General features: G+C 41.9%; 20 protein-coding genes. 7 read left to right on the top strand and 13 right to left on the bottom strand.

Translation table 11 applies throughout. The features are described 5' to 3' along the window. From nifE to nifB, 8 genes are all read right to left on the bottom strand, one after another. Complete coding sequence (nifE, locus tag OSCIL6407_RS0108250) at positions 1–1,383, bottom strand: nitrogenase iron-molybdenum cofactor biosynthesis protein NifE (RefSeq protein WP_019487106.1); 1,383 nt, start codon at positions 1,381–1,383, stop codon at positions 1–3. Between the two features lie 103 nt (positions 1,384–1,486). Next, positions 1,487–1,831 carry a Mo-dependent nitrogenase C-terminal domain-containing protein gene (locus OSCIL6407_RS32395; protein ID WP_007356929.1) on the bottom strand — a complete coding sequence of 115 codons (345 nt, stop codon included), beginning with the start codon at positions 1,829–1,831 and terminating at the stop codon, positions 1,487–1,489. 141 nt (positions 1,832–1,972) lie between these two features. Further along, complete coding sequence (nifK, locus tag OSCIL6407_RS0108240; protein ID WP_007356928.1) at positions 1,973–3,511, bottom strand: nitrogenase molybdenum-iron protein subunit beta; 1,539 nt, start codon at positions 3,509–3,511, stop codon at positions 1,973–1,975. 160 nt (positions 3,512–3,671) lie between these two features. After that, positions 3,672–5,156, bottom strand: a complete 1,485-nt coding sequence (gene nifD / locus OSCIL6407_RS0108235; protein WP_007356927.1) for a nitrogenase molybdenum-iron protein alpha chain — start codon at positions 5,154–5,156, stop codon at positions 3,672–3,674. Between the two features lie 192 nt (positions 5,157–5,348). Then, positions 5,349–6,251, bottom strand: coding sequence for a nitrogenase iron protein (gene nifH / locus OSCIL6407_RS0108230; protein ID WP_007356926.1), 903 nt, complete (start codon positions 6,249–6,251; stop codon positions 5,349–5,351). A 205-nt stretch (positions 6,252–6,456) separates the two neighbouring features. Next, positions 6,457–7,353, bottom strand: a complete 897-nt coding sequence (nifU, locus tag OSCIL6407_RS0108225; protein WP_007356925.1) for a Fe-S cluster assembly protein NifU — start codon at positions 7,351–7,353, stop codon at positions 6,457–6,459. Between the two features lie 113 nt (positions 7,354–7,466). Then, positions 7,467–8,675, bottom strand: coding sequence for a cysteine desulfurase NifS (gene nifS, locus OSCIL6407_RS0108220; RefSeq protein WP_007356924.1), 1,209 nt, complete (start codon positions 8,673–8,675; stop codon positions 7,467–7,469). Between the two features lie 167 nt (positions 8,676–8,842). Next, positions 8,843–10,297, bottom strand: coding sequence for a nitrogenase cofactor biosynthesis protein NifB (nifB, locus tag OSCIL6407_RS0108215; protein ID WP_007356922.1), 1,455 nt, complete (start codon positions 10,295–10,297; stop codon positions 8,843–8,845). 575 nt (positions 10,298–10,872) lie between these two features. Between nifB and OSCIL6407_RS36195 the strand changes: the two genes are divergently transcribed. The 4 genes from OSCIL6407_RS36195 (at position 10,873) to nifT (ending at position 12,863) form a co-directional block, all read left to right on the top strand. Next, entirely contained in the window at positions 10,873–11,040 is a 168-nt protein-coding gene (locus OSCIL6407_RS36195) for a hypothetical protein (RefSeq protein ID WP_007356921.1), read from the top strand. Positions 11,041–11,489: 449 nt separating this feature from the next. Then, complete coding sequence (gene cysE / locus OSCIL6407_RS0108205) at positions 11,490–12,254, top strand: serine O-acetyltransferase (protein ID WP_007356920.1); 765 nt, start codon at positions 11,490–11,492, stop codon at positions 12,252–12,254. A gap of 127 nt (positions 12,255–12,381) precedes the next feature. Then, positions 12,382–12,648, top strand: a complete 267-nt coding sequence (locus OSCIL6407_RS0108200; RefSeq protein ID WP_007356919.1) for a nitrogen fixation protein NifZ — start codon at positions 12,382–12,384, stop codon at positions 12,646–12,648. 11 nt (positions 12,649–12,659) lie between these two features. After that, positions 12,660–12,863 (top strand): putative nitrogen fixation protein NifT, encoded by a 204-nt coding sequence (nifT, locus tag OSCIL6407_RS0108195; RefSeq protein WP_019487104.1) that lies wholly within the window; start codon positions 12,660–12,662, stop codon positions 12,861–12,863. Positions 12,864–13,011: 148 nt separating this feature from the next. Here the strand turns inward: nifT and OSCIL6407_RS30435 are convergent, their stop codons facing one another. After that, positions 13,012–13,692, bottom strand: coding sequence for a helix-turn-helix domain-containing protein (locus OSCIL6407_RS30435; protein WP_019487103.1), 681 nt, complete (start codon positions 13,690–13,692; stop codon positions 13,012–13,014). Between the two features lie 824 nt (positions 13,693–14,516). Here OSCIL6407_RS30435 and OSCIL6407_RS0108185 point away from each other — a divergent pair. The 3 genes from OSCIL6407_RS0108185 to OSCIL6407_RS0108175 all read left to right on the top strand — a co-directional run bounded on the left by OSCIL6407_RS0108185 (position 14,517) and on the right by OSCIL6407_RS0108175 (position 16,833). Further along, the gene (locus tag OSCIL6407_RS0108185; protein WP_007356915.1) at positions 14,517–15,137 is read left to right on the top strand and encodes a cysteine dioxygenase family protein; all 621 of its coding nucleotides are present in this window, start codon (positions 14,517–14,519) and stop codon (positions 15,135–15,137) included. A 29-nt stretch (positions 15,138–15,166) separates the two neighbouring features. Next, on the top strand, positions 15,167–15,796 hold the full coding sequence (locus tag OSCIL6407_RS0108180; protein ID WP_007356914.1) for a CBS domain-containing protein: 630 nt from the start codon (positions 15,167–15,169) through the stop codon (positions 15,794–15,796). 278 nt (positions 15,797–16,074) lie between these two features. Continuing rightward, the gene (locus tag OSCIL6407_RS0108175) at positions 16,075–16,833 is read left to right on the top strand and encodes a superoxide dismutase (RefSeq protein WP_007356913.1); all 759 of its coding nucleotides are present in this window, start codon (positions 16,075–16,077) and stop codon (positions 16,831–16,833) included. A 161-nt stretch (positions 16,834–16,994) separates the two neighbouring features. Here OSCIL6407_RS0108175 and psbD read toward each other — a convergent pair whose 3' ends face one another. The 4 genes from psbD to OSCIL6407_RS0108155 all read right to left on the bottom strand — a co-directional run bounded on the left by psbD (position 16,995) and on the right by OSCIL6407_RS0108155 (position 24,673). Beyond that, positions 16,995–18,053, bottom strand: coding sequence for a photosystem II D2 protein (photosystem q(a) protein) (gene psbD, locus OSCIL6407_RS0108170; protein ID WP_019487102.1), 1,059 nt, complete (start codon positions 18,051–18,053; stop codon positions 16,995–16,997). 268 nt (positions 18,054–18,321) lie between these two features. After that, positions 18,322–19,458 carry an adenylate/guanylate cyclase domain-containing protein gene (locus OSCIL6407_RS0108165; protein WP_007356501.1) on the bottom strand — a complete coding sequence of 379 codons (1,137 nt, stop codon included), beginning with the start codon at positions 19,456–19,458 and terminating at the stop codon, positions 18,322–18,324. A gap of 35 nt (positions 19,459–19,493) precedes the next feature. Continuing rightward, positions 19,494–23,018 (bottom strand): GAF domain-containing protein, encoded by a 3,525-nt coding sequence (locus OSCIL6407_RS0108160; protein WP_007356502.1) that lies wholly within the window; start codon positions 23,016–23,018, stop codon positions 19,494–19,496. A 101-nt stretch (positions 23,019–23,119) separates the two neighbouring features. Next, a complete protein-coding gene (locus tag OSCIL6407_RS0108155) occupies positions 23,120–24,673 on the bottom strand; it encodes a sensor histidine kinase (protein WP_007356503.1) in 1,554 nt (517 codons plus the stop codon). Between the last annotated feature and the right edge of the window lie 423 nt (positions 24,674–25,096).

Here is a 25,096-nt window from a genome sequence, read left to right as displayed (position 1 = left end):
TCAGATTGCCTCCTCTTTTTCCCAGGGTGCCGGTTGGCGAAGTTGCTCCCAAATTGGGCTGTAGAGAGCTTCTTCTAACTCTCTGGCCATCGATACCATGCCTGCATATCCGGCATAGGAATGGTGGCGTTCTTGATTGATATCTAGAAAAGGAATGCGAGCTTTTAGGGCTGTGTATTGATTGCGCCCCCCGGCAATCAACATATCGGCCTTGGTTTGGGCAATCACTTTCAGCAATTCCTGGGCATTGCCCTTTTCCATCATGATCCCCTCCGCGCCCAGCAATTCCCGAATCCGGGCTTTGTCTTCCTCTGTGCTTTTCTTGGTGCTGGTGGCGACTACTTCCATCCCTAAGTCTTTGGCAGCAGAGATAATTGACCAACTCTTCACCCCACCTGTGTAGAGCACTACCCGCTTGCCCTTGAGTCGAGCGCGATAGGGGGCTAAATCCCGATCGAGCTGGGCGGTTTCTTCAGCGATTAGTGCTTCTACTCGTGCTTGCAATGTGCGATCGCCTAATTTCAGAGCAATATTTCGCAAGCAACGGTTGACATCTTCCACCCCGTAAAAAGACTCTTCAATGTAGGGAATGCCGTAGCGTTCCTCCATTTTCCGAGCAATATTGATCAGTGCTTTCGAGCAAATTGTGACATTTAGTTTGGCTCGGTGAGCGTAACAAATTTCCTGATACCTAGCATCCCCAGTCATCTTTGCCAGCACGCGAATGCCTAGTTTTTCAAACAGTGGCATTACATCCCACAATTCCCCAGCGATATTGTATTCGCCAATGAGGTTAATGTCATAGGGCGTGGTAAATTCAGGTTCCGCAGTCCCGATTACATACTCTAATAGCGATTCTCCACCTACTCGATTCCCTAAGTTTTTACTCCCAATAAATCCCGGAGAATTAACAGGAATTACAGGAGTTCCTATCTTCTTCGCCGCAGCTTCGCAAACGGAATCTAAGTCATCTCCGATCAAGGCAGTAACACAAGTGGAGTAAACAAAAACTGCTGCTGGTTGATAGCGTTCTTGGACTTCCAAAATAGCTTTGTAGAGCCGTTTCTCGCCACCAAAAATGATATCATTCTCACTCAGATCGGTAGTAAAACCCATCTTATAAAGATGAGAACCAGAGGAAAGACTGCCTCGACTTCCCCAAGAATTGCCCGCACAGGCGATCGGCCCGTGAACCAAGTGTGCCACATCGGTAATAGGTACTAGAGCAATCATCGCCCCATCGAAAGCACATCCTCCTTGAGCCGCACCAGGTTGGGCTTGTTGTTGGCAGGCTTTCTTCTTTTTTTCCCCATGCTTGTGATGATTGTGTTCGCAACCTGGCTCGCTGAGGAGTTCGTTAATTTTTCCTTGAGTAATCTTCATAGGAGTCAGGGGGAAAGAGAATAGTTAGGAGTTAGGAGTTTTGAGTTTTGAATTAAAGAATTTTAAGGACTTTTCCTCGCTTCATAACTCAAAACTTTTCTACTTAGCAGATGTATTTTGTGATGTCTTCTAAACAAACATCTGCTAGATAACTAAGAGCGCGGAAGCGTAAGCCAACAAACTCGTCATACAGAGGGTTTAATTTGCACAGAGGCGGAATGTGATAGGCGTGTCCGAACAGATTAACATCTCGTTCAAAAGGACAACAACAGGGAATTACCTGGCAAATAAGATGGGCAAATTGGCGATCGCTTACTGGAACTCTATCCACCCATCGACGCAGGAGGAAGAGAGGATCGAAACCAGACTTTTCTCTGGGGCCGAGGTAATGGTCGTGAGGGTGGCGATCGTGCGTGTGGCTATCGTGCGTGTGGGTGATAGTAGTCATAGGACTTGAAGATAGGGAGGAGGAGGAACAGGGGAGGCAGGGGGAGGCAGAGAAAGGCAAGGGGAGGCAGGGAAGGTAAGGAGAATTAGTTCTTTAACTCAGTTCTTTAACTCAAAACTCTTCCCATGCCCACCACCCTATTTATCGAATCAAGTCGTAGGAAATATCAGTCTTCGCTGGGATAATGGTATTGCGATCCAGTTCGTCAAGTAGCGTATTTACAATCCAGTTGAGCAAATTGATCGCACCTTGATAACCGTAAGTAGAATAGCGGTGCAGGTGGTGGCGGTCAAAGATAGGATAGCCAATTCGCACTAAAGGAGTTTTGGTATCGCGCCACAGATACTTGCCGTAGGAGTTGCCGATTAATAGATCTACGGGTTCTGTGAATAAGAGAGAACGTAGATGCCACAAATCCTTACCACCCCAGATAGTTGCACCCTTACCAAAGGGGCTAGCATCTAGAATTGCTTGCAACTCTTTTTCAAACAAATTGTTGCTATTGCTTACCAAGATATGCACAGGTTCAGCACCAATTTCTAGCAGGAATTGGGTTAATCCAATCACCAAATCTGGATCGCCATACATTGCCACCCGCTTGCCATGCAGCCATGATTGCGAATCCGTTAGCGCGTCTACTGCCCGACCCCGTTCGTCTTCCAATTCTTGAGGAATTGGTTTACCTGTCAGAGCCGATAATTTCATCAAGAATTCATCAGTTCCCCGGATACCTACAGGACGGCAGACATAAGTAGGTTGCTTCCACTCGCTATCAATGTAATCGCGAGTTTTAGTGGTTGAATAAGATTGTAAAGCGATCGTCGCTTCTGCATTAATGGAATCGGCTGCCTCTGCCAGTGGCGTACCGCCGGGATACATTTTGTATTCTCCAGTATTTGGTGAATCTAGATATTCAGAATTATCCGCCAGCAGCGTATAGTCTATGCCCATTAGAGAGCCAATTCTCTTGACTTCGCGCAAGTTACCAATGTAAGTTTCAAAGCCGGGAATAAAGTTAATCTTACCGTTAGTCGTTTCGGCTTTTTTACCGGCTGTTAGGTTCGATAAAATTCCCTTCATCATATTGTCGTAACCCGTAATATGGGAGCCGACAAAGCTAGGTGTATGAGCGTAAGGAACGGGATATTCTTGAGGAACAGAACCTGCAGCCTTGGCATTATTAATAAAGGCTTGCAAGTCATCCCCAATCACTTCCGCCATACAAGTAGTACAGACAGCAATCATCTTTGGCTTGTAGAGATTATAAGAAGTCGCCAAGCCATCAATCATATTATTCTGTCCGCCAAAGACCGCTGCATCTTCAGTCATTGAAGAAGACACTGCTGAAAATGGTTCTTTGAAGTGACGAGTAAAGTGAGAACGGAAGTAGGCAACGCAACCTTGAGAACCGTGAACAAAGGGCAGGGTAGCTTCAAAACCTACTGCTGCTAAAATTGCGCCTAGAGGCTGACAAGCCTTAGCTGGATTAACTGTTAAAGCTTCGCGGCTAAAGTTTTGCTCGCGATATTCCCAAGTCTTTGTCCATTCTGCAATTCGAGTTACTTCTTCTGGGCTGTGGCCGCCTTCAAATTCCTTTTTCCCAGCAAATAGCTGTTGATATTCTTCCTGATGAAATAGTGTAACGTGGTCGTCAATTTTGTCTATATTGTTCTGAGGCATGACTCAATCTCCAATATTTATGAGGGAGTGTAGCGTAGAGAGTTGGAAATAACAAAAAACTTGTATTTAGGAGGAACTAAGGATGAAAATCGAGAGATAGTTTTGGGGATTTTAAACTTTTAGCGTTCATCCTTAGTAGTATTCCCCTAATCTGTTTTGGTTACTTCTTCCAAGGAGCACCAATTAATCCCCAAGTTGGACTATTAAGGGCTAAATCCATATCGCGGGCGAAGATAGCAAAACCATCGTAACCGTGATAAGGGCCAGAATAATCCCAAGAGTGCATCTGGCGGAAGGGAAGCGCCATTTTCTGGAAAACATACTTCTCTTTGATGCCGGAAGCAATTAAATCTGGCTTGAGTTCCTTGACAAAATGCTCGAACTCATAAGCAGAAACGTCATCATAAATTAAGGTGCCGTCTTCAATGTAATGAGTCGTGCGTTTGTAGTCATCATTGTGACCAAACTCGTAACCAGTACCGATTAGTTTCATTCCTAAATCGTGGAAGGCAGGAACGACGTGGCGGGGACGCAAACCACCAACCATTAAAGCGACAGTCTTACCTTCTAGGCGCGAGTAGAATTTGTCAAGTACGGCCTTAGTTTGGGCTTCATACTTAGCAATGACTTTTTCAGCATTATCTTGGATTTTTTGGTCAAACTTACCTGCAATTTCTCGCAGAGATGCAGCAATTTGAGTTGGGCCAAAGAAGTTATATTCCAACCAAGGAATGCCATAAGCTTCTTCCATGTGGCGGCTAATATAGTTCATGGAGCGATAGCAGTGAACTAAATTTAGCTTCACAGTTGGGGTCATCATCATTTCGTGAAGCGTGCCATCTCCCGACCATTGAGCTACTACGCGCAAGCCAATTTCTTCGAGAAGAATGCGGCTAGACCAAGCATCACCACCGATGTTATAGTCTCCAATAATTGCGACATCGTAGGGAGTACCTTCATGACCCAGTTCTTTCTTTTTCTTGTCTGCTTGAGGAAAAACCCAATCCCGGATAGTGTCGTTTGCAATGTGGTGTCCCAGGGATTGAGAGACACCCCGGAAGCCTTCACAACGTACAGGTACAACGGTTTTTCCGATTTCTTTGCTGGCTTTCTTGGCAACAGCTTCGATATCGTCTCCGATGAGACCAATAGGACACTCAGACTGAATCGAAACGCCTCTATTTAAGGGGAAGAGTTCGTCTAGTTCAGTAATTAGTTTGGCAAGTTTTTTATCACCACCAAATACGATATCTCTTTCTTGGAAATCGGATGTAAATTGCATTGTGCCAAAGCTATCAATGCCTGTAGTTCCGATATAGTAGTTGCGACGACCAGACCAGGAATAATAACCGCAACCTACGGGGCCATGACTGATGTGAATCATGTCTTTGATTGGGCCCCAAACTACGCCTTTCGATCCAGCGTAGGCGCAGCCGCGTGTGGTCATGGAACCGGGAACGGATTTGATATTAGACTTAACGCCACAATCTGATTTGCCTTCTTCGTAGACATTCAGGTGCTTTTCCCGTTTTTTCTTAGCTTTATCGGGATAGAGTTCTAAAGCTTCTTTGATCAGGGCTTTTTTGTCAACAACTTCCGCAGCTAAGTCTTGAGGGTCAATAGTAGTAGATTCGATAGGAGTCATAAATCTGCCTCTCTGAGTGAGTAGGGAATAGGAAATAGGGAATAGGGGATAGGTTTCAGGTCGGTTTCAGGTTTTGAGTTTCAGGCTCCAACAATAATTCATCTGAAACCTCACACCTGAGACCTATTTGGGATTTTAGATAAGAAAATCTTTCCTTTTCTTGTTTTAGCCTATCCCCTTGATTACTAGGGTTTAAACACCAACTGTTACAGGGACTTCATCCGCAGTCTTGCCAACTAGATGCTCGAATTCTTTGTCATCACCAAGAATACCGAATTCAACCAGTAAGTCTTCTAATTCATCCATTGAAATAGGAGTAGGAATTGTCAGGTTCTTGTTGTCGATAATCTTGTTAGCAAGGGTGCGATACTCTTGGGCTTGAGGATGTTGAGGTGCATACTCAATCACTGTCATGCGGCGCAATTCTGCGTGTTGCACAACGTTATCGCGGGGGACAAAGTGAAGCATTTGAGTATTCAACCGCTTCGCTAAGGTTTCGATTAGTTCTAATTCACGGTCAACTTTACGGCTGTTGCAAATTAAACCACCCAGACGAACACCACCGGAGTGAGCATATTTGAGAACACCGCGTGCAATGTTATTTGCGGCGTACATTGCCATCATTTCACCAGAGGTGACGATGTAAATTTCTTGAGCTTTTCCTTCGCGAATTGGCATGGCGAAACCGCCGCAAACTACGTCGCCTAATACGTCATAGCTGACAAAATCGAGATCTTCGTAAGCACCGTTTTCTTCAAGGAAATTAATAGCGGTGATGATCCCCCGTCCTGCACAACCTACACCGGGTTCTGGGCCGCCAGATTCTACGCAACGCACGTCTCTGTAGCCAGTAAGTAACACTTCTTCTAGCTCTACATCTTCGACGGCTCCCCGTTCAGCAGCTAGGTGTAAGACGGTTGTTTGAGCTTTGCTGTGTAGCATTAAGCGGGTAGAATCTGCTTTTGGGTCGCAACCTACAATCATCACGCGCTGACCTAATTCAGCCATCCCGGCAATGGTATTTTGGGAAGTAGTAGACTTACCAATACCGCCTTTACCGTAGAATGCAATCTGTCTAATTTTTTCGTCAGTCATGGTTAATTATCCTTTGTAAATGAGTGGGTTTGTTGTTTAAGAAGAGGTCTTGAGTGGTTCGGTTCAGAAATAAGTATCAATTGTGAAACTTAGAATCTGAAACCTAACTATGGGGGGAGGACGCTCCTCTTGATATTTTCTGGTAAATTTCATAATTACTCGTGAATTTGTTGTAGGAAATCTGATGAGTCAATAGCCCGCTAGTTTACAGTGCTTGTACTACTAAACTGGGTAAAACTTTCTCTTTCAAAGTAGTTTCGATTAACCCTTTCAGAGTGGATGTACTACTAGGACAAGAACCACAAGCTCCTTTGAGCAAGACTTTGACAATATCTCCTTCTACGTCATAAAGTTCTACGTCACCTCCATCTGCGATTAGCAATGGGCGCACTTCTTCTAAAACTTTCTGAATTAAAGAGATTTTTTGGATGGGTGTCAAAGGTTGTGTAGGTGATTGATTTTTAGTCTCTTTCGCAAAAGCAATCTCGGTCGCAACTTTGGTGATGTTGGCTTTCTCTTTGAAGACTTCGGCAATTAAGTCGTCAATAGGATATAAACAAGAACCACAACCACCACCAGCTTTGATATAGCTAGTTACTTGTTCTGCTGTAGTTAAATTGTTTTCGACAATTGCCCGACGAATTCTCGGTTCGCTGATACCAAAGCAACTACAAATTAAAGTGCCTTCATCTTCAGGGTGTGCTTCTGGTTCAATGCCACGATATTTATAAATGGCAGCTTCTAAGGCTTCTTGTCCCATTACAGAACAGTGCATTTTAGCTTCAGGCAAACCACCTAAAAAATCTGCGATTTCTCTGTTGGTGACTTTTAAGGCTTGATCTAATGTCAAACCCTTGATTAATTCTGTTAAAGCGGAAGAGGAAGCAATGGCGCTGGTGCAACCAAAGGTTTGAAAACGAGCATCGAGAATTGTATCTTGGGGTTCGTCGATTTTGAGATGTAGTCTTAAAGCATCACCGCAAGCAATACTACCTACTTCGCCAAAGACTACGGCAATTCCTGGTTCGTTGGTTTCTTCGATTGCCCCTTGGTTTTTCGGGTTGTAGAATAAGTCTAATACTTTTTCAGTGTAGTCCCACATGGCAGTTTTCCAAATTAAGGGTATGAGGAGGAATTGGGAATTGGGAATTGAGAATTGGGAATTGAGAATTAGGAATTGAGAATTGAAAAGCTTTTTATGCTTTCACTGCTGCTTTATCTACTAACTGTTACGGCTTCTTGTCTATCTTGCAACCAGTCAGCAGAGTCACTATTGAAGGGTGAAAGGGAACGCAATCTCTCTACAATTCCTGGCATTACAGTTAAAACTCGATCTATTTCTGCATCAGTTGTGTAACGGCTAAGACTAAATCGGATCGAACCGTGAAGGATAACATAAGGTAAACCCATTGCCCGCAAAACATGAGAGGGTTCTAAAGAGCCAGAAGTGCAAGCAGAACCAGAAGAAGCGCAAATCCCGTATCGATCTAATGAGAGTAAGATAGCTTCGCCTTCGATGTATTTGAAGCCAATATTAGTGGTGTTAGGTAAGCGATGAGCAGGGTCGCCATTTACTTCACAATTAGGAATAGTAAGTAGCAGGTTTTCTTCTAGGCGATCGCGCAATTTGCTTTCTCGCTGAATTGCTTCTGGCATATGCAATAATTCGAGTTCTGCTGCTTTTCCTAAACCAATTATACCCGCTACATTTTCTGTTCCTGCTCTCCGGCCCCGTTCTTGATGTCCGCCTATTAACAACGGACGGAAATGGAAACCGCGTCTTACATATAAAGCACCAATGCCTTTGGGGGCGTGTAATTTATGACCTGATAGTGTTAATAGGTCAATGGTACTTTCCTTCATATTTAAAGGAATTTTACCTACGGCTTGTACTGCATCAACATGGAAGACTGCACCATATTCTTTAGCTAAAGCACCGATTTTTTCTATGGGGAAAATTGTCCCACTTTCGTTGTTAGCATACATGGTGGAAACTAAAGCTGTGTTTCCAGTTAATGCAGCTTCCAATTCCATTAAATCTAATTGTCCCTGACGGTCAACTGATAGATAAGTAACTGTGTAACCTTGTTTTTCTAGTTGTTTGCAAACATTAATTACAGCAGCGTGTTCTACTTGGGTAGTAATAATATGTCGTCTATCTGGTTGAGCGGCTAATGCAGCCCTAATTGCTGTATTGTTACTTTCACTGCCACAACTGGTAAACACAATTTCTGAATCATCTGCTCCCAAAAGACCTGCTACTTGTGCTCTGGCTTGTTTTACAGCTTTTCCTACTTTTCCCCCAAAGGTGTGCATACTGGAGGGATTGCCATAATATTCGGTTAGGTAGGGTAGCATTGCTTCCAACACTCCTGGATCTACCTTGGTTGTGGCATTATTATCTAGGTAAATACAAGTTGACATAATCTTGTCCTCAGATTGACAATAGGAACAGGGAATTGGAAATGGGAAAGGGAATTAGAAATTGGGAATTGGGAAGCAAGAAGCAGTTGTGAATGGAATGAAGTACAGCTTTATAAATTAGCAATTAGGAAGCGGCTGCTATACCTCATACCCATCAACTAGAGCCATTAAATACAACCTACAATCTCAGGAATAGCGTTAGAGCTTTTGAGAATATGGGTGTCATAAAATGCACGGGCAACTTTCTCAATTACGTCGTAAGCTTCCACTACAACTAAACCTGCTGTTTGTAAATCCGCTTTCGGACATTCGCCGACTTTGGAAACTAGAATTGCTTTACAATCAGAAAGAGCTTTAATCGTGTGTTCTAAAGTCGCTTCCTCGCCGTAACCGCTTTGGCAGTAATGATCGATTTTGCGATGACCGACGAATTTAGCTTCGTTAGCATCTACTTCGTAAATTTGAAACTCTTTAGCATGACCAAAGTGCTGATTTACTAAACCACCGCCTTTAGTTGCTACTGCTACAAGAATTTTGGGGCTGTTAGCAACTTTCTGACTAGGTTTGAGCTTTGCTTTGGCTGATTTGAGTTCGTCTTTAAACTTCTCAATGCCAGCATGAACTTCTTGCCGTGATTCAATGTTGTACTCTGGCTGCATTTCCATGAATTTATCTTTAGTAAATTCTTGGCTTCTGTCTTCGCCTAAGAGTCCTACAGCATCGGCCCGACATTGGCGACAGTGGCGCATCATCTTCATGTTGCCAGCACAGTTATCTTGCACTGTTTTCAGTTCTTTTGGTGTCGGCCCGCGCTGACCAGTTAAACCAAAGTGTGTGCCATGTTCTGGTGCTGAAATCAGAGGCATAATGTTGTGAAGAAATGCCCCTTTAGAACGAATCACTTCATTTACTTCTGGTAAGTGATGGTCGTTAACTCCGGGAATCATTACTGAGTTCACTTTGCAAAGAATATCGGCTTCTTTTAGTGCTTGTAAGCCTTCCATTTGCCGTTCGTGCAAAATTCTAGCTGCTTCAATGCCTTTGTAACGCTTCCGCCGATAGTGAACCCAAGGATAGATTTGTGTGCCGATTTCGGGATCTACCATATTAATAGTAATGGTGACATGATCCACGTTGAGTTGCTTAATTTTTTCAACATAATCGGGCAACATTAAGCCGTTAGTTGATAAACAAAGCTTGATATCTGGGGCTTTATCAGAAATTAACTCAAAGGTGCGGAAAGTTTTTTCCGGGTTGGCTAATGGGTCGCCTGGGCCCGCAATTCCCAATACTGTCATTTGCGGAATTTTGCCGGCAATCACTAATACTTTATGAGCGGCTTCTTCGGGTGTTAGCAGTTCACTAACTACCCCAGGACGACTTTCGTTAGCACAGTCGTATTTCCGATTACAATAATTACATTGAATGTTGCAAGCGGGAGCAACTGCAACGTGCATTCTGGCATAGTGATGGTGTGCTTCTTCGCTATAACACGGATGGTTTTCAATCCGCTTTTTAAGTTTTTCGTCAATTCCATCGGTGGAAGTACCACAGCTAGAAGAACTACAACCAGTAGATTGAGTAGCGCTTGTTTTAGTAAGGATTCCAGGTTGGGGTGTCATTGAATTTATGGGATTCAGTGGACTCGTCAACGCTATAGGAAATATGAACAAACAGGAATTATTTTGTTTATCCGTTGGGCCCTATATTAGGCTCCATTCCATTCATTAACTTCCCCCAGAATCCATCGGTTATTTGGCTTTTGGTACTGTTTGAATTTACCAATTACTTAAATACCTATTACCTATTACCTTTGGCGGGTTAAGCATCTGGCGTTATGAAATTTATAGCAGCTACTCAATTGCCTCCCGCAGAGATGGCTAGGGATAAGACTTATTAAACTAATTAAGAAGGTACTCAAAACCTGTAATCCTTACTCTGTAAGGGAAAAATAGATTTGAAAAAAAATTTTGGGGTATAGGTACGAGTATTTTTGGTCTAAGCGATAAGTATTTAGGTAGCCGAGAAGCGGTATTTTTGTACTCAAAGCTAACCCAGTTGGCGCATGGGTTTGATGAGATTTATAGCAAATTTTCTACTGGCTTGATGGGTACTCAAAAAATATAAATTTGATGCCCCAAATTTAATCTGATAGGGCAATTGAGAAGGGGGATAACCGAGACGATCTTTTGGAGAGATGGCTGACGGTATTCTTAAATTTAATTCTGTATCTAATATATCAGTTTTTTATGACCTGGGATTTTTTTTGGCGATTTCTTTACCAAAGTTATTGATTGTATCTAATGATACAGACAAAATAAAAGTAATAATAGGGGATTTGCCTCAAGTGCCACATAAAAAATGATGCTCGCTACTTTTACTGTAAGCCATAAAAGCTTAAATAGTAGTTAGATATACAAAAATTTAAAAAATAATTTCTAGACAGTCATTCTGACAAAGCACGACTTAACCAACAGGGTTAAAGACCCAGTAAGTCCTAAAAAGATGGTGAGTACAATTTTTTCTTCCCCAAAATTGGTACGTAAATAGTCTGAAATACTTGCTGAAAGAGACTTATGGCTGAGTACATAAATACTGAGTACGTCACTGATAAATACTCATACCTATAGCCAAAAATACTCGTACCTATAGCCCCAAAAAAAAATGAATCCCTCTCCTATCAAGGCATTTGGTGCTTGAGTACATCTTTAATTAATTTAATAATTCTATCCAGGTTAAGCAAACTACCTAGTTTTCAACTATCTGATATAAGCAGGAGATGGAGATTACGGCTTTTTCACCCCCCGGAAAGCAATGCTACAGACTTTTGCCCCTTTAACAGTTAAGCCTATTTCACAAGAAAAACTGTATGCTCAAGGTCGTACAACCACTCCAGCAGCAACAGAGGATGCCCAATCTACTAATCCACTTCTAAACTGGTGGCAAACAATCAAAATTGATTTTCAGATTATTTTCGAGCGCGACCCCGCCGCCCGTAATTGGCTGGAAGTTCTTTGCTTTTACCCAGGGTTTCATGCTTTGGAAATGCATCGGGTTGCCCACTGGTTACACAATCTTAAAGTTCCCTTTTTCCCCCGTCTAATTTCTTACCTAACCCGATTCTTCACCGGTGTCGAAATTCACCCTGGCGCGGTCATTGGTAAGGGGGTATTTATCGATCATGGGATGGGAGTAGTCATTGGGGAAACAGCAATTTTAGGAGATTACACCCTAATTTATCAGGGCGTTACTTTGGGAGGTACGGGAAAAGAAAGCGGTAAGCGTCATCCGACTCTTGGTAAGTATGTTGTTGTCGGGGCAGGTGCGAAGGTTTTAGGTAATATTGAAGTAGGTGATTATGTCCGCATTGGCGCTGGCTCTATTGTATTACGAGACGTGCCTTCAGATTGTACAGTTGTAGGTGTTCCTGGTAGAAATATTCGTCGCATTCCTCAAAATACTTGTCCACTAGAACACGGAAAAATGCCAGATGCAGAAGCGGCACTGATTCGCAGTTTAGTCGATCGAATTGAGAAATTAGAGGAGCATATTCTTCGCCTTCAAGTTGGTCAAAAGTAGCTATTTGACCGCAGACATTCCAGAGAGAAATAGCCCATGTTCTCTCCCTTGAGGTTTAAACATCAGCCAAACAAGTACAATTAATTTCGTCAAACTTCTAAACTTAGTTTTTCTATTGAGGGAATCTATGCAGCTAGATGAATTAGAACTTGACTTGCCTCCTTGTTTTGAAATTGGTCAAAAAGTCCAAACACGCAAGTTAATCCGTAATGATGGAACCTTTCCGGGTCAGGAAATTGGGGCCACTTTAGCAAAAAAGGGTGAAATTGGCTATGTGATTTCTATCGGGACATTTTTACAAAACTCCTATATTTATGCTGTGCATTTTATGGGAACAGGCTATATTGTTGGTTGTCGTGCCAGAGAACTAGAACCATTTGAAACAGTAATTTGAGGTAATTAAAGATGAAAGTAATGTTACGTCGCGGTACAACCGGCAAATTAATGGTTTACGTTGCCAAGAAAGATTTGGAAGAGGAAGTAGTGAGTGAAACGGAATTAAATGGGAACAAAATCTTGACTTTGACAAATGGTTGGGAATTAGAAATTGCTAATTTACTCGAACCATTGAAATTACCACAAACAGTAGAAGCCAAACGCTTAGCTTAGACTTTTGACATTCCTGACGCTTAGGTTAGACTTTTGTCACTCCTCCATCTCAAGACGTGGGGGAGTTTTATCTGACTGATATCAACTCTCAGACAATTGAGGTACACCTGGTAATTTGTAGATCCATACCTCACTTACTTGACAACTGTTACATCATCCCTAACACTTTCCGCAGTAACATTTGGTCTTCTCCCTTGACTTGAAAGCGACCATTTTCAATATCTCTAATCCAGCTTTGACTTTTGCCCATTAATGATGCTAATTCTCTCTGACTCAAAAGCCTTATCTTCCTTGCCTCAATAATCTGTTGAGATGAAAGTTCAACCGATGGTTTAACCTTGGTTCTATTTCTCTCTTTGGTTTTTTGAGGCTGAATAACTTTCATTTTGGTGGGAGATTCCCATTCAGGCGGGATTTCAAAATGTAATACTCGTGCGTTCATTAAACGATTCCACTTACCACGAGGTGCCACATCAGTTAGGCGATTATTCTTACTACCATCTGCAATCCAAAAGTCTAAAGCCGCCTCTGCTTCTTCTGGAATATTTTTGAGCTTCACCCATAGGGGTTGAATTTCTAGTGGATAAGTAATGGGATCGAATACTGGGTTTATTCCATAGCAACTGATAACTTCTAAATCATTTTCAAAGATTTTCATTAGCCGTTTGCGTTCATCTTTTTGTGAAGATAAAGTATTGAATTTTTTCTCACCATACGCTACGCGCATTAATGTAGGTACTGTGACACGCTGTTCTTTACCCATTTTGGTTTTAAATAATAACCAAATTAACATCCGTGCCGCACCTGGATGTTGTTGCCAAATGCCCATCACTGAATTTAATAGGGTTTTAGGCAGCGTACCATATTGATAAAAGCTATTCTGTTCTTTACAACCTTGTCGATTGAGAAAAATTTTTGTCCACTGTCCGGCTTTATTAGTAATGATCTTTTGTTCATGCCAAACAATTAAATATTCATTAATTATTTTTTAATATCTCTAAAGCAGATATAAAGAAAAAGCATCAGAAATTTTCTGATGCTTTGTATATTTAAATACAGCAATTGTTTCAAGATCTCCTTTTAGATTTGGGATTTCTCTTAAATACTCAGTGACCGATCGGTAATTAATATTCGCTCATCAACAAATAGTAAGATTTTAAGCTCAAGGCTGAAGACAGGGATGTTGACAGCAATAAAAGCGAGGGTTTCAGCAATTAATAACGTCTTAACCGTCAAAACGGTTGCTATAGCTCGAAATGCTAGTACCTCTTCCCAAAAAAAAAATAGAAAGCTGTTCAGCTATGGATTTGAGACTCTGAGTACAGCCTTAATTAGACGGTGTTTACTAAAATACGAACTGATATAATTTATTTAATTACTTTAGCACCAACAACAGCAGTTAAGTCGTAATATCAAATCCGGTTAATTATATATAATTCGGATCGAGAGCAAGTTTGCGAATATCTCCCGGCTTAAACCAGAGATCCAGAAACCTGTCCGTGTTCCTAATAATGATTAATTAACTGAACTTGATATCACCAGACTAAAACGAGGCTAGGTTGACACACCCACCTTTAAAAAGGATGGGGTTCTTTGGAAGTTGGCTTTCACCGAAAACCATACTTAAACCCATTGCTTTCGCCATTTAAACAGATGAATACTAGAGATTGGCTAATAACAGACAGTGGAGAGTGTCAACCTCGACCTACAGCTAGGGAGTGGGATTTAATTAGTGACTGCTATTACTTACATCGCTTCCTAACAGACATTTTGGATTTGGTTGAACAGGCAAACAATGAAGCGGAACAGTGGGATTATTTACCCCAAATCCGAATGCGTGTACGCCAATTAATTACAAATTCATATTGGGTACAAACTCAATACCTAGAGCCTTGTCCAAAAACAGGTCTTGCGATTCTGACGCTGTATGATGAGATTGGATATCCACTAACTATCCAAAACGTCACCTTTGCACCTGGAGTAATTTCACCCATTCACAATCATGGCAGTTGGGGGATAGTGGCGGTGCTCAAGGGACAAGAAAAACATCGTTTTTGGCGACGCTGTAACGATGCAGAGTTTCCCTCAAAAATTGAACTTACAGGCGAAAAAGTTTTTCGGGCTGGAGAAATTATCAGTTTTACACCTAATGCTATTCATAGTGTAGAAGCAGTAGGAGAGGAACCCACAGTCACTTTTCATCTTTATGGTGATGTCTTGCCACGATCCCGTTTTGAGTTCAATATTACAACCCAGACAGCCAAAAGTTTTTAGATTCAACAGTAGAAAAAGAGGAAAAAAATATGCTGAAAGCATCTGACATTATGACTCAAGATGTTGCTACCATTCGTGGTTCTGCAACAGTAGCTGAAGCCGTTAAATTGATGCGGCTAAAGAGCTTGCGGGCTTTAATTGTAGATATCCGCAATCAGCAAGATGCTTATGGTATTCTCACCCAGACGGATATTGTCTCTAAGGTTGTTGCTTATGGAAAAGACCTAGAGAAAATCCGCGTTTATGAGATTATGACCAAGCCTTGTATTGTTGTCAATCCCGATCTAGGAGTTGAGTATGTAGCGAGGTTGTTTGCTAATACAGGTATCCGCATTGCTCCAGTAATTAGCAATACTTTGATTGGCATTATTTCTCAAACCGATATTCTGTTTAAAGGCGATTTCCTAGAAAATCCTAAAGCTCCCCTGATGCGGCGAGAATTGGGGAAAGCGATTGAGAAAGCCAAATCAATTTCTAGTGCTAAAGGTATTACCAGTCAGGAAGCTATTGATGCTTGGGCTTTGACAGAGGAGCTGGAAGCTGAGGTTACTTATCAAGAAGGAACTGAGCCGAAAGAAAAAACTGCTTTTCAGCTATACTGTGAGGAGAATCCAGAAATTTTACAGGTACGACACCAAATTTTGAGTGCAACTGTTTGATCGAGTTTAGGAAGTTAACGATTACCACAAGAATTGAATATTGGTAACTTCAGCGTCGGACGGGGTGAAAACCCCGCCTAATTTTATTGCGATCGCAGATGAGCTCATGTGTGGAGGTTATGTGCGATCGCAATAACATTGAAGCTCTATGTCAAAAGGATGAGATAATATTATTTTTTCAGAATAAAAATAAGCGCAGTATGTCTTTTGGCCGACACAGCAGGATTTATCCTTAAATAAGATAAAACAGTTAGCACAATGCAGTGTCGTATATCATTATGAGTCTTAAGCGTCGAAATTTCTTGTATTTACTGAGCGCCAGCGTTGGAGCAGCTACGTTTGGTGCTTGCCAAGCATCGGGAAGCAATTTGTCTCGACCCCAACCTACCCCTAAACAGGAGGATATCTTAGCTCAAAGCCAAACTGGTTTCACTTTACCACCTTTACCTTATGAATACAATGCTCTAGAACCGCACATCGATGCGCGAACTATGCAATTTCACCACGATAAACACCACGCCGCCTATGTCAAAAATCTGAACGATGCTATTAACAAACACTCGCAACTGAAAGGAAAGAGTGCTGAGGCATTGTTGCGAGACATCAATAGCGTACCGGAGGATATTCGCACAGTAGTTCGTAACAATGGTGGCGGTCATGTTAATCATACCATGTTTTGGGAAATTATGAGTCCCAAAGGCGGAGGTGAACCAACGGGCGCGATCGCAACTGCAATTAACCAAACCTTCGGTAGTGTTGATGCCTTTAAACAACAGTTTAACGACGCAGGCACAAAACGTTTTGGGAGCGGTTGGGTTTGGTTAGTACGCAATAAAAACGGCAGACTTGAGATTACAACTACCGCAAATCAAGACAGTCCTTTGATGGAAGGCAACTATCCAATTATGGGGAACGATGTTTGGGAACACGCCTATTATCTTAAATATCAAAACCTGCGCGGCGATTATCTAAAAGCATGGTGGAATGTTGTCAACTGGCCGGCAATTAACCAGCGGTATGAGCAAGCGATCGGTTAGTATTTGTTAACAGTTAACGGTTAACGGTTAACTGTTAACAACAATAATAAAGTCCCTGCTAAAAAGCAAGGACTTTAAAAGTATTAAGGGTGAAGTGTAAACAGTTTCATCCTGAATTTTTTGTTTCTAAAAGGCTTTGAGCCTAGAAGAGTGAAGAATTCTTACAAAGCGTTACCGCGAGGAAGAACTTCTTCAGGGAAGATGAAGTTTTCGTGCGGTTGGTCTTGAGGAGCCATCCAAGCGCGGATACCCTCATTAAGCAGAATGTTCTTAGTGTAGAACGTTTCAAACTCAGGATCTTCAGCAGCTCGCAACTCTTGGGAGACGAAATCGTAAGCCCGCAAGTTCAAAGCCAAACCGACGATACCAATAGAGCTCATCCACAAGCCAGTGACGGGCACAAACAACATGAAGAAGTGCAGCCAACGCTTGTTGGAGAATGCAATTCCGAAGATTTGCGACCAAAAACGGTTCGCTGTCACCATGCTGTAAGTTTCTTCAGCTTGGGTTGGGTTGAAGGCGCGGAAGGTGTTAGCACCATCGCCGTCTTCAAACAGTGTATTTTCTACTGTGGCACCGTGAATGGCGCAAAGTAAAGCACCACCCAAGATTCCAGCTACGCCCATCATGTGGAAGGGGTTGAGCGTCCAGTTGTGAAAACCTTGCAGGAATAACAAAAAGCGGAAAATTGCTGCTACGCCGAAGCTAGGGGCGAAGAACCAGCCGGATTGTCCCAAGGGGTACATTAAGAACACCGAGACGAATACGGCAATCGGGCCGGTGAAAGCTAGAGCGTTGTAGGGACGAATGCCTACGAGACGGGCAATTTCAATCTGACGCAGACAGAAGCCAATCAGGGCGAATGCGCCGTGTAGGGCGATGAATGCCCACAGGCCGCCGAGTTGACACCAGCGTGTGAAGTCCCATTGAGCTTCCGGGCCCCAGAGGAACAGCAGGGAGTGACCCAGACTGTTAGCGGGGGTGGAAACGGCGACGGTGAGGAAGTTAGCGCCTTCGAGGTAGGAGCTAGCTAGACCGTGAGTATACCAGGAGGTAACGAAGGTGGTGCCGGTCAGCCAACCGCCGATGGCGAAGAAGGCGCAGGGGAAGAGGAGCAAGCCGCTCCAGCCGATGAAAACGAAGCGATCGCGCTTGAGCCAGTCGTCGAGGGCATCAAATAGACCTCGTTCGTTCTGGGCGCGTCCGACTGCGATTGTCATTGTCAGACTCTCCAAATGGGTATGATTACAACGGACGTTTTTCTAATCACAGCTTCCCACCTCATAGCTCTGCGTTAGCAAAAAATGAGTGGATTGTGAATATACTTTACGTTTCTTTACCGCTGCTCATAATTATAAGGGGAAATCTTTACAACAGCAAGGGGAATTTTAAGTTTTGAGTGGGAATTTGGTAGCTGACGGGCAAGACAATAGATGAGCTGGGTTGCTGGGTGCGATTTCTCATCGGTGGCAGCGGCAACGATACAAACTAACTTTTTTTAGCTTTTAGCCAATAGGTAATCATCTCTCCTTTACCTTTAACGGTAATCGTACCCCGTTCCTCAAATACATACTCATCTTTTAAGCGATCGTAAATAGCAGCAGTAACTTGAATGTATCCTGGTAATCCTTGAGATTCCATCCGAAAAGCAACATTAACGGTATCCCCCCACAAATCGTAAGTAAATTTTTTTGTACCAATCACGCCAGCAACCACTGGCCCTGTATGAATGCCAATCCGAATTTGAAAAGGTCGATCGAGATCGGTTTTAAAATCGCCGATCGCTGACTGCATATCCAAAGCCATGTTAGCGATCGCTTCTAGATGATCTAATCTGGGTATAGGCAACCCCCCTGCGACCATATAAGCATCTCCAATTGTTTTAATTTTCTCCAAACCGTGTTTTTCAGTTAGCTGGTCAAATCTTGAAAAAATCTGGTTCAATAAACTTACTAATTCTAGAGGTGAAGTCCTAGCAGCCATAGAGGTAAAATCGACAATATCAGCAAAAAGAACTGTGGCTGAATCAAATCTCTCGGCAGCAGAACCTGCGCCTTTTTTCAAGTTTTCAACTATCGCGGCTGGTAAAATATTTAGCAATAAATGATCGGACTTTTTTTTAGCAATGCGTAAGGCTAGTTCTGCCCTTTGTCGTTCTTGAATTTCGCTTTGCAATCGCCCAACACACTCTTGTAGTTGTTTAGTTTGCTCTTGGAGTAACCGTTGCTGATTTTGAATCATTAATTGATTGGCAACTCGCACCAACACTTCCCGCTCTTGAAAAGGTTTTGTAATATAATCAACACCTCCCACTTCAAAAGCTTTTACCTTATCTAAGACATGATCCAACGCGCTTAAGAAAATCACTGGAATCGATGAGGTTTGTGGTGAATCTTTTAATTTTTTACACACCTCATAGCCATTCATATCTGGCATCATTACGTCCAGCAAAATCAAAGCGGGCGGAAACTCCTGTATTGTTGTCAAGGCCCTTTGTCCGTTTAGTGCTTTGCGAACTTGATACCCTTCCTCAGTCAGGATTGTAGATAAAAGCCTCACATTATCAGGCGTATCGTCAACTACGAGAATACTGGCTTGAATTGTAGAAGCTTGATTGCTGTCCATGCCATTAGTTAGATAAATTTGTTGATGAAAAGATATTAACTCACGGGGTCTGATTCCGTCTGTATGCTGAGTGCCAATTTCGCTAACTCAATAATTTCATCAAATAGGAAATCCTTGGCTAAAGCAGTTATAGATTGTGCTGCCGAGGAAAATTCTACAGGTATTTCCTCACTTAACTGGAGAATTTTGTCGTCACAACATTCATTAGCTGCATCATAAATTTTTTCCACCCACTCTGGAGGCATTTGGGATAGTTGCAATTCTACAGATTGATTGTTGGAAATTATTTCACTCTCCGTTTCCGTGTTGAGTTTTACAGGAATAGGTTCTTCGTAAATGTAGCGCACTCCTAAAAGTTCTTCCATTTTACTAAATAATATATCTACCTGGAATGGCTTACGCATAAAATCATCACACCCAGCGGCTAAAATGGTTTTTCTTTCCTCTTCAAAAGCGCTGGCAGTCAGAGCGACAATGATGGTTTGTTTTCCGAGAGGATGAGCTTTAATTTTTTTTGTAGTTTCATAGCCATTCATCACCGGCATCTGCATATCCATCCAGATTAAGTGCGGTTGCCAATCCGCCCATATAGCAATAGCTTCTTCACCATTTCTAGCTTCGCGCACGAGTAGACCTAGTGGTGACAATAATCTATCTATGACTAAACAGTTATCTGCGCGATCGTCCACCACCAAGATGCGGTATTCTGGTTGATTAGGTTCTAAACCAATTACTTTGCGTTGTGGTTTAAGCAGTTGAACACCGATCGGATCTGCCAGATCCAGTTGAATATCAAAAGCAAATTTACTACCCAACCCAACCGTACTGGTAACGCTAATATCGCCTCCCATCATTTGTACAAATTTGCGACTAATTGGTAAACCTAACCCCGTTCCCTGTTGAGATTTCTGACCAGTTTTTGTTTGCTCAAAGGGTGCAAATAGCTTATTCATTTCTTCTGCTGCAATGCCTGGCCCTGTATCTTCTATTTCAAATTGCAGAGGAAGAGCAAGGGAGGATATCTCATTTTCAGACTTCAGTTTCACTCGCAAGGTAACGCTACCAGTCTCTGTGAATTTGATCGCATTTCCTACAAGATTAATCAAAACTTGGCGCAATTTTCCCTCATCTCCCTTAACAAATTGCGGTACTTCTTTACTCAGATCAAAAATTAGCTGCAATTTTTTAGATTCAGCTTTCAATCGGAATATCTCTTCTAAAGTTCCTAGTAGGCGGATTAAATTAAAACTGGCTTCATTAAGCTGACTTTTGCCGGCTTCAATTTTGGACATTTCCAAAATATCATTAATTAGCGAAAGTAAATGTTCGCCCGCACGATTGATAATTTGTAGGTGTTGCTGATGTTCATTTTTTAGAGATGAATCGCGCACCATCACTTGGCTAAATCCCAGAATTGCATTCAGGGGAGTACGCAATTCATGGCTCATAGAAGAGAGGAATTCACTTTTAGCAAGGTTGGCTGCATCAGCAGCTATGACAGCTTTTCGTAAGGCTTGCTCTGCCAATTTACGCTCGGCAATTTCAGTTTTGGCTTGTTCAAATAGCGTGCATTGCTGAATAGCTATTGCTAGCTGTACAGCAATTTGTCTAAGAGATTCTATCTCAGAAGAGTGCCATTGTCTTTGGCTGGAACAGTGATGAGCAATGAGTAAGCCCCATAAATTTTCCGCTTGTAAAATTGGAACAACTAGGTTGGCTTTAATTTCAAACTGGTTGAGTAAATTAATGTGGCATTCGGAAATATCAGCCGTATAAATATTGTCTATAGCTCGAACACGCCCTTGTTGGTAAACAGAAATATAGCGTTCCCGAAAGCAAGGATCGTTAATATCAATTCCCAAAATCTGCATCACACCTGTTGCTACTGACTCAACGGCTATAAATCCGCTCCAATCTTGATTAAAGCGGTAAATAACTGTGCGATCTGTTGACAGAAACTTACGCACTTCTTCAACAGCCATTGTCATCACTTCTTCTAAGTTGAGAGAGGAGCGAATTCGCTCTTGAATGGAATTAACAAGCCGTTCCCTTTTTAGTTGCTGTTGTAAAGCTGCTTCGGCGTGTTTGCGATCTGTAATATCTACCCCATAACCAACACATTCCACAGGTACGCCAGCAGCATCTTTGACCAACTTAACCTCATCGTAAATCCACCGATATTTACCATCTTTGTGCTGTTCCCGGTATTCATAAGAGATCGACTCTTTTTCTAATAGCTGTTCGTAGGCAGTAGCGACCATTTCTCGATCTTCTGGGTGAACGAGGCTATGCCAATCAAGGGAACCATCAACAAGTTCTCGCGCTTCATAGCCAATTAACGAAACAACGTTTTCGCTGACAAATGTTACGTCATAATTTCCGTCTAATTTACAGCTAAAAATAACTGCCGGAGTCGCAGCTAATAAATGTTGCAATCGCTCAGTAACAGATCGCAATTCTTTCTCAGCTTCCTTACGCTCGCGAGATTCCATTGCTAAAGCTGCCATTTGTGCCAAATAACTAGCGAAGTTTTGTTCATCGATCTTCCAATTTCTTGGTGTCCCCTGATGTTCTAAACAAATTACGCCTACAACTTGTCCTTGATGGGTAATAGAAACATCTAACATGGAGCAGATTCCCAATGGAATTAAATAAGATTCGGTAAACTCTTGAGTACGAGGATCGGTTTTAGCATCAACTGTTACGATCGACTGCTCTGCATTTACAGCTTGAAAATAGTTAGGATAATCAACAACTCTTAGTTCTCCACTCTGGGTATGTTGGTTAGCTGTCAATTCGTAAAGATCGGCACAGCACATCGCTGATTTATCTTCTTTGTAAAGCCAAACGCTACCACGAGCGACATTCAAGGTGCGAGTTGCTATTTGAGTAATTTCTTTGAAAGCATCGCCGATATTTCCTTCGTAAAGGCGGTCACTTTTTGCTAGTTCTAGTAAGCCAATTTGTTGTTCTGTTAAACGGATCTCTCTTTCTCTTAAGGCAGATTCAGCATTAATTCTTTCTCTAATTTCTGCTTCTAAGTAATCATTAGTTCTTTTTAATTCTGCCGTGCGTTCTTGCACTTTGTTTTCTAAGTTTTCGTAAGCATAGCGCAAAGCTAATTCTGCATCTTCACGCACAACAATTTCCCGCTGTAATTTGATATTAATTGCTTCTAATTCTTGAGGAGTTTTTAAAGATAAAAACTGCGGTAGAAGCGTTACCATCTGTCCAGCAGTAAAGCAGGAAACTAGAGCAGTAATTGCTTTCTCGATCCCGGAGAGCCAATAAGCAGAATGCCACAATGTCCAAATTTCTAATAAGTGACCCGTGCCGCAGAGAATAATAAATGCACCAAATAAAGCAAATATTGCTAAAAAAGGAACGTCGCGCCGCTTGTAAACAAAGTAAATTAGCATCGCCGGAATTGAGAAGTAGGCGAACGCAATTAAAAAGTCGCCAGTTATGTGCAGCCAAACCAGAGGCGTTTGCCACAGATAGCAGTGACCGTGCGGTATATACTGAGTTGGATCGAAGATGTTTTTGACTACTTGCCACATAAATATTTCCTGAAAGATAATATCAAGTCGGACAATAACTACATTATACAACCGTATTAATTAGTATGCACCACCCTAAATAGCCCAAAAACTTCCAAATATTACTGCTTTACCAAGACTTTTTCTGAACAGTTTGCTTGTTCGTAGATTTGTGACTTTAAGGGAATTTTAATGATAAACTCCGTACCTTTTCCCACTTCTGAAATACAGCGTAGCTCGCCTTCATGCGTTTTTATAATTTGATAAGAAATTGCTAATCCCAAACCTGTACCATAACCTATAGGCTTACTGGTATAAAATGGATCGTAGAGTTTAGACATTGCGTCAGAAGCTATGCCAACACCATTATCAGTAATGTGAATTTCCACCCACTTGTTATTAACTAAAAGCGTGCGAATGTGAATTGTGAGTCTTGAACAAATAAGTGCTGATAAGTTTTCAGGGGAATTTTGTTGGCAATGGTCTTTGAATGATAACTCCTGCTGGTGCTGAGCTAGCTGTTCCAAGGCATCAATAGCATTAGAAATAATGTTCATAAATACTTGGTTTAGTTGTCCAGCGTAACATTCTACTAGAGGTAAATCTCCATATTCTTTAATGATTTGAATAGAAGGACGATTTCGCTGTTCTTTCAAGCGGTGCTGTAAAATCATTAAAGTGCTGTCGATACCTTCATGGATATTTACTTCTTTCATGTCGGCTTCGTCTAACCGGGAAAATGTGCGTAAAGATTTAACAATTTCCTTGATGCGCTCGGCTCCAATTTTGATAGAAGCAAATATTTTTTGTAAGTCTTCTACGATAAAATTAAGTTCAATTGCGTTAATCTTATCTTGAATTTCTGGGGCCGGATGAGGATAACAGGCTTGATAAACCTCAATCAATCCCAACATCTCTTGGATGTATTCCTGAGCTGGATTGAGATTACCATAAATAAAGTTAACAGGGTTATTAATTTCATGAGCAATGCCAGCTACCATTTGCCCCAAAGAAGACATTTTTTCAGTTTGCACCAGTTGAGTTTGAGTGGATTTGAGTTGTTGCAAAGTGTTTTCTAGCTGATCAGTTTTTTCTAGAAGTTTAGATTGAGAGTAACGCAATGAATCTTCAGCTAAGGATCGATCGAGATTTTCGCGCTGCAAAAGTTGATTGGCAAGTTCTAAAGCCATCGTCCTTTCCTGTACCCGTTTTTCCAATTCTAGGGTCAATTGCGAAAGTGCTTCCTGAGCTTGTTTGCGTTCTCCAATTTCATTTTGTAAAGACAGATTTGCCGCTGCCAATTGAGCGGGACTTGGAATTGCCAAAATTTTGGGAATTAGTTCTATGATGACTGCTGCTGTACATAGCGAGATCAGCGCCGTAATTGCTTTGAGAAAACCAGAGAACCAATAATTAGGATGCCACAGCGTCCATATTTCCATAATATGGGTAATGCCGCAGCAGATAATAAAAGAGCCAAATAACATGAAAACCCAGTCAAAAGGCACGTCTTTCCGCTTTTTTACAATATAAATTAGCGTGAGGGGAATCAAAAAATAAGCTGCGGCAATCAGAGCATCAGACAGGACGTGAAGACTTACTAATCCTGGTTTCCAGAGGTAGCAATGACCGTGAGGAATGAAATAATTTGAAAACATTCCATGAACCATTTGCATTGAATTCAAGCCTGTTATTTGCTAATATTTTTTAGAGGGGCTTTTCTTGAGGATCGCAACCCTGATGGAACTAAAAAATGAATGAGTTTGGTTTTTGTAGTTAACACTTGCGATCGGTAAGATGCAGGAATGTTAGAATATTAAAGTTATATTAACTTAAATTTACTCAGGTTTAACGCTCTTAATTGTCACCTCTTGAGTTTTGCCTTCACAGTCAGATGTGACACCGATATGACATTTTGAAGTTTAAGCAAGCATAATTGAGTGCAGCTTTCTTTCAGATAAGTGCTAGCCTTTCTCAAAAAAGATTAGCAATTTAGACATTGACAAAACAAAAAAAATATGTATAAGGCAGTTAGTGTGGCTTGCGATCGCTCTCAACTTCGGACTCAATCAACTGTGACGAAATCCTTTTCTCAAACA

The sequence above is a fragment of the Kamptonema formosum PCC 6407 genome (assembly GCF_000332155.1).
GTDB classification, from domain to species: Bacteria; Cyanobacteriota; Cyanobacteriia; order Cyanobacteriales; family Microcoleaceae; genus Kamptonema; species Kamptonema formosum.
This window is presented reverse-complemented; position numbering and strand designations above follow the sequence as displayed.